This is a genomic window from Parafrankia soli, assembly GCF_001854695.1.
Taxonomy (GTDB): domain Bacteria; phylum Actinomycetota; class Actinomycetes; order Frankiales; family Frankiaceae; genus Parafrankia; species Parafrankia soli.
In genome coordinates this window covers 27,854-39,792 of record NZ_MAXA01000002.1, presented here as the reverse complement: position 1 = coordinate 39,792, position 11,939 = coordinate 27,854, and the positions used below count along the sequence as shown (strand labels likewise).

General features: G+C 71.6%; 16 protein-coding genes. All 16 read left to right on the top strand.

From position 1 onward, the window contains the following. Positions 1–152: 152 nt before the first annotated feature. Positions 153–434, top strand: a complete 282-nt coding sequence (locus tag BBK14_RS01875) for a hypothetical protein (RefSeq protein ID WP_071059501.1) — start codon at positions 153–155, stop codon at positions 432–434. A gap of 978 nt (positions 435–1,412) precedes the next feature. Further along, positions 1,413–1,925 (top strand): hypothetical protein, encoded by a 513-nt coding sequence (locus BBK14_RS37985; RefSeq protein WP_071059499.1) that lies wholly within the window; start codon positions 1,413–1,415, stop codon positions 1,923–1,925. 2 nt (positions 1,926–1,927) lie between these two features. Continuing rightward, positions 1,928–2,296 carry an HNH endonuclease gene (locus BBK14_RS01860; RefSeq protein ID WP_083390639.1) on the top strand — a complete coding sequence of 123 codons (369 nt, stop codon included), beginning with the start codon at positions 1,928–1,930 and terminating at the stop codon, positions 2,294–2,296. A 22-nt stretch (positions 2,297–2,318) separates the two neighbouring features. Next, the gene (locus BBK14_RS01855; RefSeq protein ID WP_071059498.1) at positions 2,319–2,711 is read left to right on the top strand and encodes a hypothetical protein; all 393 of its coding nucleotides are present in this window, start codon (positions 2,319–2,321) and stop codon (positions 2,709–2,711) included. Further along, a complete protein-coding gene (locus tag BBK14_RS01850) occupies positions 2,711–4,384 on the top strand; it encodes a hypothetical protein (protein ID WP_071059497.1) in 1,674 nt (557 codons plus the stop codon). The genes BBK14_RS01855 and BBK14_RS01850 overlap by 1 nt, the downstream gene beginning before the upstream one ends. A 10-nt stretch (positions 4,385–4,394) precedes the next feature. Beyond that, entirely contained in the window at positions 4,395–4,619 is a 225-nt protein-coding gene (locus tag BBK14_RS01845; protein WP_071059496.1) for a hypothetical protein, read from the top strand. Next, on the top strand, positions 4,616–4,846 hold the full coding sequence (locus BBK14_RS01840) for a hypothetical protein (protein ID WP_071059495.1): 231 nt from the start codon (positions 4,616–4,618) through the stop codon (positions 4,844–4,846). Before BBK14_RS01845 ends, BBK14_RS01840 begins: the two co-directional genes overlap by 4 nt. Beyond that, complete coding sequence (locus BBK14_RS01835) at positions 4,843–5,136, top strand: hypothetical protein (protein ID WP_071059494.1); 294 nt, start codon at positions 4,843–4,845, stop codon at positions 5,134–5,136. The genes BBK14_RS01840 and BBK14_RS01835 overlap by 4 nt, the downstream gene beginning before the upstream one ends. Further along, positions 5,133–6,611, top strand: coding sequence for a hypothetical protein (locus tag BBK14_RS01830; protein ID WP_198541138.1), 1,479 nt, complete (start codon positions 5,133–5,135; stop codon positions 6,609–6,611). The genes BBK14_RS01835 and BBK14_RS01830 overlap by 4 nt, the downstream gene beginning before the upstream one ends. Continuing rightward, entirely contained in the window at positions 6,608–6,850 is a 243-nt protein-coding gene (locus BBK14_RS01825; protein ID WP_071059492.1) for a hypothetical protein, read from the top strand. Before BBK14_RS01830 ends, BBK14_RS01825 begins: the two co-directional genes overlap by 4 nt. Beyond that, positions 6,850–7,011, top strand: coding sequence for a hypothetical protein (locus BBK14_RS37980; RefSeq protein ID WP_157904192.1), 162 nt, complete (start codon positions 6,850–6,852; stop codon positions 7,009–7,011). Before BBK14_RS01825 ends, BBK14_RS37980 begins: the two co-directional genes overlap by 1 nt. A 2-nt stretch (positions 7,012–7,013) precedes the next feature. Then, positions 7,014–9,770, top strand: coding sequence for a phage major capsid protein (locus BBK14_RS01820; RefSeq protein WP_131802137.1), 2,757 nt, complete (start codon positions 7,014–7,016; stop codon positions 9,768–9,770). Between the two features lie 39 nt (positions 9,771–9,809). Then, positions 9,810–10,211 (top strand): hypothetical protein, encoded by a 402-nt coding sequence (locus BBK14_RS01815; protein WP_071059490.1) that lies wholly within the window; start codon positions 9,810–9,812, stop codon positions 10,209–10,211. A 1-nt stretch (position 10,212) separates the two neighbouring features. Continuing rightward, entirely contained in the window at positions 10,213–10,491 is a 279-nt protein-coding gene (locus BBK14_RS01810) for a hypothetical protein (protein WP_071059489.1), read from the top strand. After that, the gene (locus BBK14_RS01805; protein ID WP_071059488.1) at positions 10,491–11,474 is read left to right on the top strand and encodes a hypothetical protein; all 984 of its coding nucleotides are present in this window, start codon (positions 10,491–10,493) and stop codon (positions 11,472–11,474) included. The genes BBK14_RS01810 and BBK14_RS01805 overlap by 1 nt, the downstream gene beginning before the upstream one ends. Beyond that, positions 11,474–11,932: a hypothetical protein gene (locus BBK14_RS01800; RefSeq protein ID WP_071059487.1), complete on the top strand. Its 459-nt coding sequence runs from the start codon at positions 11,474–11,476 to the stop codon at positions 11,930–11,932. Before BBK14_RS01805 ends, BBK14_RS01800 begins: the two co-directional genes overlap by 1 nt. Positions 11,933–11,939 lie beyond the last annotated feature (7 nt).

Here is an 11,939-nt window from a genome sequence, read left to right as displayed (position 1 = left end):
TGAACACGCGACTTCCACAACGGAGTCGAGTCGGAATGTTGTGGCCAGATCGGTCACGCGACCTGTAGCTATGCTAAAGTAAGTCATGTCGGGATGAAGGGCCTAGCGAACCCGCCCGGCACGCACCTACACAACAGCAGAGAGGAAACGGGATGGTACTCGTACAGTTCCCCGACCGGCTTCACATCTACCCGGATGAGTTCCTGGCCGAGGACAACTGGGCGGTCCGCGTCGACCACGTCGACCGCTCCGGCGAGCTGAAGTACAAGGCGTGGCTGACCCCCGCCGACGCTCGCGACCACGCCGCGTGGATCCGCCGCACTATGGAGGATCAGCCGGACAAGGTCCGACAGGACTGGATGCGGCAGGCAGACCAGCTCGACCACATCGCGACCGTGGTCGAGAAGATCCGCCGGGCACTCGGCATCGAGTAGCGCCCCGCCGCCGCCCCCACCCTCCGGGGGCGGCGGCCCTCTCCGCAGTAGGCACCGACCGTAGGCGGCATCCCAGCAACCCAGGGGTGCCGCCTACGCCTGCGCGCCCAGGCCGCAGCAGGAAGCCCTGGGCGACGGCACCTGTGGCCGTGCGACGATCCAGGCGTGTCGTCGGTGGGTACCGTGCGTCAGCTACACCACGTGACCGGTGTGCCGGAGCGAACGATCCAGCGCTGGGCGCAGGTGGGCCAGCTCGCGCGGGTGGGGTCGGCCTGGCCGCCCCGGTACGACGGGCGCGAGGTCATGCGCCTGGCGACACGCGGGCGCGTGCGTGCATCCTTGACAGGCGAGCCGATCATGGCGTAGTTACATGGTGTGATCCCACTCGTGTCGGTGGTGATCACCCACCCTCGTTGCCCCCGCGTACCCCCCGAACGCGGGGGCTTCGTCGTACCCGGACCCCACGCGGCAGGGACCTCGCTACCCACTGTGCGTGGGTGTGGTGGTGGGCGAGGTGTAGGGCATGGCCACCCCACCGGGCCCACCCCGTGCCCGCCACCTGCATGCCTCACTCAGTGTGATACTGACTCAGTGTGACGATCGTTGATCATGTTTGTGTCACAGTGCGTGAGTGACGATCATGACCGATCGTGGTCAGTGAGCACGCTCGGTTGACGCTGCGGAGCGTGACGGCCGCGCAGGCGCCCGCCCCCTCCCCGGGGGGCATGATCCGTTGGGCCCGGGCGGCCGGACCCATCCTTATGCTTCTTCCCCCCTGTACGGGACTGAGAGTAACGACCGTGACCCACCGTGACGACCGAGGTGATCACCCCGGCCGTCACCCACAGTGGTCGTCACTCCGAGTGACCCTGGGGCGGTCGCGCTCCGTGACACCGACCCAGGCCGGCCAGTCGTCACCGCGAGTGACACCCGCCCGGCCCCGGCGGCCGTCACGCACTGCGACGGAGGTGGCTGACCATGCCGAGAGGGTGGGCGAAGGCCGCGCCGCCCGCCGGGCCCGTCGGCCCGGTGAGCATCCGCGTCGACGACGGCGACCTGCAGCAGCTCCTGGTGGCCTCCAGGCGCTTCCCGCAGTACCTGCAGGACGAGCTGCGCGACCGCCTGGGCGAGGTCGCGGACGACATGGTCGCCGTGGCCCGTCGCAACGCGTTGGCGCTGCGTCTGCCCGGCAAGCCCCCGTCACGGCGCCCTGAGCGGCGCTCCACGGGGCTGCGCCGCGAGCTGGCGGCCGGTGTGCGGGCCATCTACCGGCCGGCTGGCGCCGGCGTGGAGTACCGGATCACGTCGAGTCACCACATGACGCACGCCACGGACGCCAGGTACTTCCGTCACCCCGTGTTCGGCAACCGTGAGGCGTGGGTCGGGCAGGCGTCCCAGCCCTGGTTCGCCGATCCGCTGGCCGCCCGGCTACCGAGGGCACGCACCGCCGCCGGGCAGGCGCTCGGGGACGCCCTCGACAAGGCGTTCTGAGCGTGCGCCTGCGGCCGTGCCTGGACTGCGACCGGATCGRCCCGTGGACCCGCTGCCCGGCGCACGAGGCGGCGCAGCAGCGCGCGAAGCGTGGCCGGCGGCCGTACACAGCGGGTGAACAGGCCCGGCGAGCACAGGCCGTGACCGATCACGTGGCGCGCAACGGCGAGTGGTGCCCCGGCTGGGGCCCCCGGCCCGCCCACGCAGCGCCACGGGCGACCCTGACCGCCGATCACGTGACCCCTGTCGCCGCCGGCGGCCTCGAGGCGGGCCCGCTGGCGGTGCTCTGCCGGTCCTGTAACAGCGCCAAGGGCGCCCGGATGGACGGAGGTGGCCATGGGCGGGATGGGGCCTCCTCCGAAGCCCGCTGACCAGCGTCGCCGGCGTAACGCGGTGCCCGGCACGACATACCTGCCCGCCGAGGGCCGCCAGGGTGACGCTCCGGAGTGGCCGCTGGCGAGCATGACGTCCGCCGAGGAGGTCGCCTGGCGCGATCTGTGGGCCACGCCGCAGGCCGAGGCCTGGGCTCAGCTCGGGATCGGCGCCGTGCGGGTCGTGGCGCGGTACTGCCGGCTGGTCTGCACGGCTGAGGCGTCGATGGCGGGCAAGCCGACGGTGGCCGGTGTGCAGGCCATCGGGGAGGCCCGGCAGCTGGAGGACCGGCTCGGCCTCACGCCGATGGCGATGCTCCGGCTGCGCTGGGAGGTCGTCGCCGACGAGCTCGCCGCGGCCCGATCTGACGCTCCGCAGCCGGTGACGCAGCGTCGTATCCGCGCTGTCGAGTAGTGCCGTGGCGCGGCCCGGACGAGCCGGGCGAGTTCCCTACGCTCGGTTACCTCGTCGGGGACTGGATCGAGGCGCACTGCGTCATCCCGGACGGCGTCGACCAGGGCATGCCGTTCGTGCTCACCGACGAGATGTGGTCGTACCTGCTGCGGTACTACCGGCTGCACCCGCACGCCGAGTACGACCGGCGCCGGCCGTCGGCGGCGTTCCGGTACACCGGCGGACAGCTGATGCGGCCGCAGAAGTGGGGCAAAGGCCCGTTCGCCTCGGGGATCTGCCTGTGTGAGGCGCTGGGCCCGGTGCGGTTCGACGGGTGGGACGCCTATGGCGAGCCGGTCGGGGCGCCGCACCCGACGCCGTGGGTACAGATCGTCGCCACCAGCGAAGAGCAGACCGACAACACCTGGCTCGCACTGCACGAGATGGCCACCCGCGGGCCGATCGCGGACATGGGGCTGGACCTGGGCATCCAGGACATCAACCTCCCCTCCGGCGGGAAGGTCGAGCCGCGGACGAGCAGCGGGAAGGCCCGCCTCGGCGCCCGGTTGACGTTCGCGCTGTTCGACGAGACCGGGCTCATGATCGAGTCCAACGGCGGAGTGCTRCTCGCGACCACCATGCGCCGCAACATCGCCGGCATGAGCGGCCGGTGGATGGAGACCACCAACGCCCCTGACCCCTCGGAGAACAGCGTCGCCCAGCGCACCCAGGAGGCGCGCGCGCCCGGCACGCTGATCGACTACCGGCGGCCGCGGCGCATCCCCGACCTGGACGACGACGAGGGCATGCTCGCCGAGCTGCGCTACGTATACGGAGATTCGTGGTGGGTGGACGTCGAACGGATCCTGTCCGACGCCCGCGACGAGTCAATCTGCCCCAGCCCTGGCGACGCCTACCGGTTTTTTTTGAACCACCCGACCGTGGGCACCAGCGACGCGGTCGACGCGACCCGTTGGGACGCCTGCGCCCGCGACGATGACCCGCTCAAGCGCCGCGACCGGGTCGGGCTCGGTTTCGACGGGTCCCGCTCGTCGGACTGCACGAGCCTGGTGGCCTCGAGGCTGCGCGACGGCAGATGGTTTCACCTGCGCACGTGGGACCCGGCGGACTATCCCGACGGCAAGGTGCCTCGCGACGAGGTCGACCAGGCCGTCAAGGACGCGTTCAAGGCCTACCGGGTGGCGTTTTTGTTCGGCGACCCCTACCTGTGGTTCGACAGTTTCGAGACCTGGGCGGCCCGCTGGCCCGACCGCATCGTCCAGGTGCCGACGAACACCCCGATCCGCATGGACAAGATCGTCTCACGGTTCCTGGCGCACTTCCGGCGCGATTTCACCCACGACGGGGACCCGATCCTGACCCGGCACGCCAAGGCCGCGGCGCTGGCCAAGGGGCAGAAGCGGGCCGCGCGGCCCGAGGAGAACGCCGCGGTGCCGCATTACTACCTGCGGATCACGAAGAAGAAGCAGGGCCAGCACATCGACAGCTTGATCGCCGGGATGCTCGCCGAAGCGGCCCGCGGACAGGCCATCGAGGACGGCGTCCTGGCCCGCCCAGGCCCCGCGACGGGCGGTCCAGACCCAGCCCACGCCGGCGCCGAACGGCCGCCGACCGGCAGCCCATGGCGCGCGGGCAGCTCCGCCTGGCGCTCGAGCGGCCGACTCAACCTGTGAGGAGCACCTCGTGGCCGGCACCCCCATGTACGTCGTCGTCGGCAATGGCGACGACGGCCCCGACCTCTCCGAGCAGGTGTACGGCCCGTACTCGCAGGAGCGAGCCGAGGCGGTCGCCGCCGAGCTGAAGGGCGGGAACTTCCAGGACAGGGACTGGACGGCACGGCCACTGATGCTCTCGCCGTGGGAGGTCGCCTACGGACGCGCGGGCCAGCTGGGTGGACTGCCGCTGTGAGGGGCCTCGCGGCGGCCGTGACACCCGGCCTGGTGTCCACGCTGGCCATGCTCCTCGGCCTGGTGCTCGTCGTGGTCGCCGTGGCCGGCTCGCCGGCGCCCTGGTGGGCCGCGGTGGGCGTCGCGGCCGCCGAGCTCCTCGGCGGCGGCTATGTCGTCGGTGTCGTCGCCCGGAACACCGCCGCGGCGGCACCACCCCAGCCGGTCGCGGCGAAGGCGGCGGCATGACGGACCCCTATCTCGCTGCGGGCCGGGCCTACTGCCTGGCCACGTACAACTACGACTACCCGTGCCCGGAAGGGACTCCAAGCCGCGAGGAACGCATCGCACGTGACGCGGCATGGGCGGCCAAGCGGCCATGGCTGCGGGCGGCCGTCGACGCCGCGCTGGAGGCCGCGCGGCCGCGGGAGGCCTCCGTCGTGACCGTGAATGTCGCCGGCGTGGTCGATCGCGCGGCCGTCGCGCGGGCCGTGCGCGACGCCGAGGCGTACCGGCGAAACGGGCGGCGGCTGTCGTGAGGGCCTGGTTGGTGCCGCCGCGGCGGACGGTGGAGGCCTCACCCGAGCAGCTCATCGCCACCGGCGCGATGCCCGGCGGCCGTGATCCGATCGACGGTGACAGCGGGTGGCGGCCGGCGGGTTCGGCGGGGCGGCCGGTGCCGCCCTGGACGTTGGAACAGTCGCGTGCCGGGTCGGTGGCCTCGTACCGGATGAACCCCATGGCCAAGGCGATCATCGACACGTACACGTCGTTCTGCGTCGGGGACTCCGGGGTGCGCCCCGAGGTCAGTAACGACAAGGTCGCGAAGGTCGTCGACCAGTGGTGGAAGGACCCCCGCAACCAGCTCGCGCAGCAGACGCTGTTCCTGCGCGACGCGATGCTCAACGGCGAGCAGATCGCCGAGATGCTCCCCGGGCCGAAGGGCGGCCGGACCCGGTGGCGCCCGATCGACCCGACCGTGCTCGACGAGGTCCTGCTGGAAGAGAACAACCCGCTGTGGCCGCGGACGCTGGTGTTCCGGGCGAACGAGGTCGGCGGTAAAGCGGTTGAGATGCCGGTCGTGCAGGTCAACGACGACACCGGGCTGCGCGAGGGGCAGGCGTTCCTGTTCGCGCCGTGGAAGGCGCTGGTCACCGACCGGCGGGGGATGCCGTTCCTGACCGGTGTCCTGGACTGGCTCGACGCCTATGACCAGGTGCTGTCGAACTTGATCGACCGGACGGCCTTGGCTCGCCACGTGGTCTTCGACGTGAAGGTCACCGGCGACAACGACGACGTGAAGGACTTCATCAAGGCGCGCGGCGGGAAGCACGTGCCGCCGTCCGGATCCGTTGAGGTGCACAACGAGGACGTCGAGTGGAACGTCATCAACGCCCAGACTGGAGCGTTTGAGGACACGGCCACGTCATCCTCCGTGCTGACTCTCGTCGCCGGCGGCGCCGGCCTGGCCAAAACCTGGCTCGCCGAGCCGGACGGGGCGAACCGGGCGACGTCGGAGACGATGGCCGAACCGATCCGGCGCCGGGTCGCCGGCGTGCAGGCGGACTGGCTGGCGTATCAGACCGAGCTGGCCCGGTACGCCGTCGACCGGGCGGTCGCGGCCGGGCGGCTGCCGCGGATGGTGCCCTCGACCGACTCACGGACCGGGCACGAGAACCGCGTCCCAGCGTCGGAGACGGCGCAGATCATCGGCCCGAAAGTCGCCGCGGCCGACGCCCAGATCACCGCCCAGACCCTGCTCAACCTCTCCACAGGGCTGCAGCAGCTCGTCGAGGTCGGGGCGATGTCCACCGAGGCCGCGCAGGTCGCCGCGCGGGTCGCGTGGGAGGCGTTCACCGGGATCACCTACACCCGCGACCTCGACGCCCCGGACGCCAACCCTGACGACCTGGCGACACACGTCGACGCCGAGCAGAGCAAGACGAAACGGGCACAGCGCGGCGCGCAACGGCTCGCCGCGGTGCCGGTCCGACCGAGCAAGGAGACAGGATGACGCCCGACGAGGCTGCCCAGCGCACAGGACTCGCGCCCCGCGACATCACCGGGGTAGCCGAACATCCCCTCGGCCACGTGGTCACCACCCGCGACAGCGGCCCGCTCCTCGTCACCGACACCGTCGTACGCAGGTACGTGCCCGAGGTCGACGACGAGCCGGTACGGGCGACCGAGCCGGACGACTCCGCGGCCGCGGCTGCGCCGGCGCCACGCGGCCGGCCCCGGAAGGCGGACTGATGGTCCAGCCCCCGACGCCCCAGGAGGCCGAGGCCGCGATGCTCGAGGGTTTCCGCGGCGAGGTGCTCGAGCGGCCGGACGACGCCGAACCGGGCGAGCAGTGGGCCACCTGCCCGCAGTGCTGGCACGCCTTCCCGGTGCCGCCGCCGCCCGCGGGGTAGCCGTGGATGTCACCTCGCTGCTCTACGACGACGAGCGCGAGGCACTGTTCGAGGCCCTCGACCGGGACGACCATGACCACGCGGGCGCCCTGCTCGACCTCGCCGAGGAKCGTGCGAGCCGCACGGTGGAAGCGGGTGGCGGCGGGAACGAGGGCGAGCTCCGCCGGTACTGGCTGACCGGGCCCGGTGGGCGCCGGATCCGCTGGCGGACGAACGGGGCCTGGCGCCGCTGTGTCGAGGAGGTCTCCGCGACGCAGGCCAAGACGGGGCTGACCGACATCAAGGCGTACTGCTCCGAGCTGTACCACGAAGCCCGCGGTGAGTGGCCCGGTAAAGCGGGGCGGACCGGAAAGAAGCCGGCGACAGACCCCCGGAAGATCGACTATGTGCGGCGTCAGTCCAAAGGGTCCGGCGGGAAGAAGGGCGGCACGGTGACCAAGGAGGCCCACATTGATGGGCGGCGCAGCTACGACGACACCCGGATGCTGGTCGGGAGCGCGCTCCGCGCACGGCTGGCCGAGCAGTCGGGCGAGTCGTACGCGTACGCGTCGGTGGCGGATCTGACGGACAGCCAGGTCGTCTACTCGGTGTACTCGCGGGCCGATCCCGACGCGCTGTGGCAGTGCTCCTACGCGGTCGACAGCGCGGGCACGGTGACCCTCGGCGAACCCACCCGGGTCGTGCGCACCTACGCCCAGTCGATGACAGAGTCCGCGGCCGCCGCCGAGGCACACACCGAGCTCGGCCGGGTGCTCGAGGCGCGGGGCGAGGGCGACGACGGCGGCCGCCGGTACGCCGTACAGGTCATCCGCGCCGGCGACTCGAAGAACCGCCGCCGCTACCCGGCGGCCGTGCTCGAGGCCGCCGCGCCGCTGTACGAGGGGGCGCAGGTCTACGACGGGCACCGCTCGGACGACCAGATGCGCTCCTCGGCGATCGGTGGCCTGGTCGGTTACCTCACCGGCGTCGTCGCGACGAGCAGCGGCCTCGAGGCCGAGCTGTCGCTCCTGCCCTCAGCGGGCCGCGTCGCCGAGGCCTTCGACGCAGCCCTCGAGCTCGACGGCCAGCGCACCGACCCGTTCGTGGGCTTGTCCCATGACGTGATGGCCCGGTTCCGGGGTCTGACCGAAGGCGGGCAGACCGTCCACGAAGCCACCGAGATCACGGCCGTGAACTCGGTCGACGTCGTCGCCGTGCCGGCCGCGGGCGGCAGGGCCACCCGCGTGCTCGCCGGCGGCGACCCGATCACCACCACCATCGACCCCGCCCACGGCGGGGAAAGCACCCAGGAGGACAACGTGCCCGTCACCAAGGCTGACGTGCTCGGCGTGCTGAAGGAGGCGACCGACGACGAGCTGTCGGCCGTGGGCCTCGCGCGGGCGGGCACCAAGACCACCGAGACTCCCGCCCCCGAGCCGACGGCCGCGGCGGCCACGACCGCGCGGGAGTCGTTCGTGACCCGCCTCATCGTGGAGGCGAAGGTCAAGGCGGCCGACCTGCCCGAGAAGATGACCGAGAGTGTGATCGGCCGGCTGCCGGCGCAGGTCACCGAGGCCGACGTCGACCGTGAGGTCCAGGCGCTCGCCGACCTGCGCGCCGATCTCGAGCCGATGCCGACCGGGACCGTGCTCACCGGCGCGGTGACCAAGGAGGCGCTCGACAAGAAGGTCGCCGCGCTCGACGCCATGCTCGCCGGGGACTTCCGGGAGGGCTACACCTCACTGCGTCAGGCGTGGGCCGATTTCACCGGCGCCCGGGTGCTGGCGTGGGGCGAGGACGTGAACCGGCGGATCCTGCGGGAGTCGGCCGGGACCGGGTTCGACTCGGCGACCCGTGCGCGGGAGGCGCTGGACTCGACCTCGTGGAACACGGTGCTCGGCGACAGCATCACCCGGCGGATGGTCGCGGAGTACTCGCTGCCGCAGCTGGACAACTGGCGCCGCGTCGTCTCCTCGATCGTGCCCCTGAGCGACTTCCGGACCAACCGTCGTGAGCGGGTCGGCGGGTACGGCCTGCTGCCCACGGTCAACGAGGGTGCGCCGTACCAGGCCCTCACCTCACCCGGCGACGAGGAAGTCACGTACACGATCGCGAAGAAGGGAGGCACCGAGAACCTCACGATCGAGATGATCGCGAACGACGACCTCGGTGCCTTCCGGCGGATTCCGTCGAAGTTGGGCCGCGCGGCGGCGCACACGATCCACCGGTTCGTCTGGGACCTGATCATCACGAACCCGACGCTGTGGGACTCGGTGGCGCTGTTCGACGCCGGTCACGGCAACACCGGCACCACCGCGCTGTCGCAGTCGGCGCTGTCCGCCGCGCGGCAGGCGATGCGGTCGCAGGCGGCCTACGGCTCGTCGCTGGACATCCTCTCGATCGTGCCCCGCCTGCTCGTGGTCCCCAACGAGCTGGAAGAGATCGCGTTCCAGCTCTCCCGCTCGCCGGTCGCGATGCCCGCCGGTGCCCCGGCAGGTGCGGCCAGCGACATCCCGAACATCCACCAGGGGCTCGACTACCTGGTGCTCGACCACCTCACCGACGCCACGAACTGGTACCTGGTCGCCGACCCGGCGCTGTGCCCGACGATCGAGGTCGGGTTCCTCAATGGCCGGGACACCCCGGAACTGTTCACCCAGATGGACCCCTCGGTGGGGTCGATGTTCAACAACGACTCGATCACCTACAAGATCCGCTATGTGTTCGGTGGCGCGCCCATCGAGTACCGCGGCCTGTACGGCGCGATCGTCGCCGGCTGACATCTCCTCGCACACACCTACGCACAGAAAGGCGGGATCATGGATCTGCGGGAGATGTCGGGCGTGCATGTCCGAACCTTCTTCGTCCCGGGTCAGGCAACTGCGGGGACCGAAGATGACTGGACGCTGTGGGTGCCCGAATTCGACATTCAGGTCACCGCGGTGAAGTGGGTGCCGAATGCGGCGGTGACCGCCGACGGGACCAACTACTTCATCCTTCAGCTGCTGAACGCCGCGGCCGTCGTCGCGTCGCGGTCGTACGTGGCGACGAACTCGGTCGCGTTGACGCCAGAGACGATGACGCTGTCGGGTACCGCCGCCAACCTGCTCGTCGACGCAGGCGACGTCCTGGCCGCGCACAAGGAGACGACGGGTCTGGGCACCGGCCTGGCGATGCCCGACGGTCTCGTTCAGGTGCACTACGTCCCGACCGGGGTCTGATGTGGGGCCGTACGCCCGCTCGGTGGCGCTGACCGGCTCGGATCAGGCGGTGCTCGCCGCCGTCGGGGTGTACCGGGGCATCTGCCTTCGGGAGACCGCCGGGGCGGCGGCGGCCGTCCGGGTGTACGACAACCCCTCGGCCGCCTCGGGCACGGTCATCGGCGCGTTCACGCTCGCGGCCAACGCGAGCGTGGACGTGGTCCATGACGGCATCTGGGTCACTGGCGTCTACGTCGACGTGATCTCCGGTGCGGTCGAGGGCTCCGTGCGGGTCGGCTGATGCGGATCGTGCGCGGAGCCCCCGCGCAGCTGACGCACACCTTCGTCGTGGGCGAGACACCGACAGACTCGACGGAGGACGTCACGGTCGCGGCCACCGACGCGCGCGGCGACTCCGCCGGCTCCGGTATCGCCACGTCCGCCGGCGCGGACACCGGCCAGTATCTGTTCACCCTGCCCGCGGCCGCGGCTGTCGCCCGGCTCGCGGTCGCGTGGACGGGCACCATCGCCGGCGCCGAAGTCGTCGAGACCGACTACGTCGACGTCGTCGGCGCCCGGATGTTCTCCTTGCCCGAGGCCCGGGACAGCGACAGCTCCCTGGACCTGGTCAAGGTCCCCACGGGCAAGCTCGCAGCGGCGCGCGACGCCGTCGAGGAGGCCGTGGAGCGCATCACCGACCGGGCGTGGACCCGCTCGTACGCCCGGGTGGTGCTCGACGGCTCGGGCACGAGCGAGCTCATCCTGACGCACCCGCTGCCGGACCGGTCCGCCCGCGACGTCCGGGTGATCCGCTCGGCCACCATCGCCCCCCGGGTCGACGGGACGCCGGTCGCGCTCACCGGGGCCCAGCTCGGCGCCCTGGCCGTGGCCGACGACGGGACCGTGCGGCGCACCGACGGTGCGGCCTGGACCGAAGGCCGCAGCAACATCACGGTCGAGTACGAGTACGGCCTCGACGCCGCGCCGGCCGAGCTCGTTGCCGCGGCGCTGATCCACCTACGGGCGCTGATCCACCGGCCGAAAAGTGCGATCCCGGACCGGGCCGAGAGCTACACGGCGTCCGACGGCAGCACCTATCGGCTCACCTTGCCCGGCCCGTACGCGACCGGCATCCCGTCCGTGGACGCCGTGTACCACGGGTACTCCGAGCGGCCGCAGGCCGCGCCCCCGGGGGCGGCCGAGTCGGCGCGCATCGGGCGGCCGGCGTCCGCGACGCTGGACTACACCCCGCAGCGCTACAGCCTGTTCCACGGGTTCCGGTAGTGGCAGGCACCTCCGCGGTCGCGGTCAAGATCCGCGTGTTCGAGCTGCTCGCCGCCGCGGCCGCGGACGAGTCCTCGTCCGCGTACGGCGTCCAGGTGCTCTACGCCGACGACCTGCGCGACCTCGAGCGCCTGGCCATCATCGGCGGGCCGGTCCGGTTCACCGACGTCACCCGGGTGACGACCGGCGCGACGACGCGGCCGCGGGATGAGGAGATCCGTTTCGCGATCTCTATCCGTGCGTACGAGCCCGGCGGGTCGGTGGAGAAGCAGGACGAGCTGGTGGTTGCCATCGGCGCTGTCCTGGAGACCATCTGCGCGGACCGGAGCAACCTGGGCCTCGACCGGGTGACCCTCGTCCGCCTGACCGGCGGGAACCTCAGCTACTGGCGCGAGGACGTCGGCGTCTGCAGCGTGGGCGACTACGAGGTCATCGTGAACGCCCCCTACAAGCGGTAACTACCCC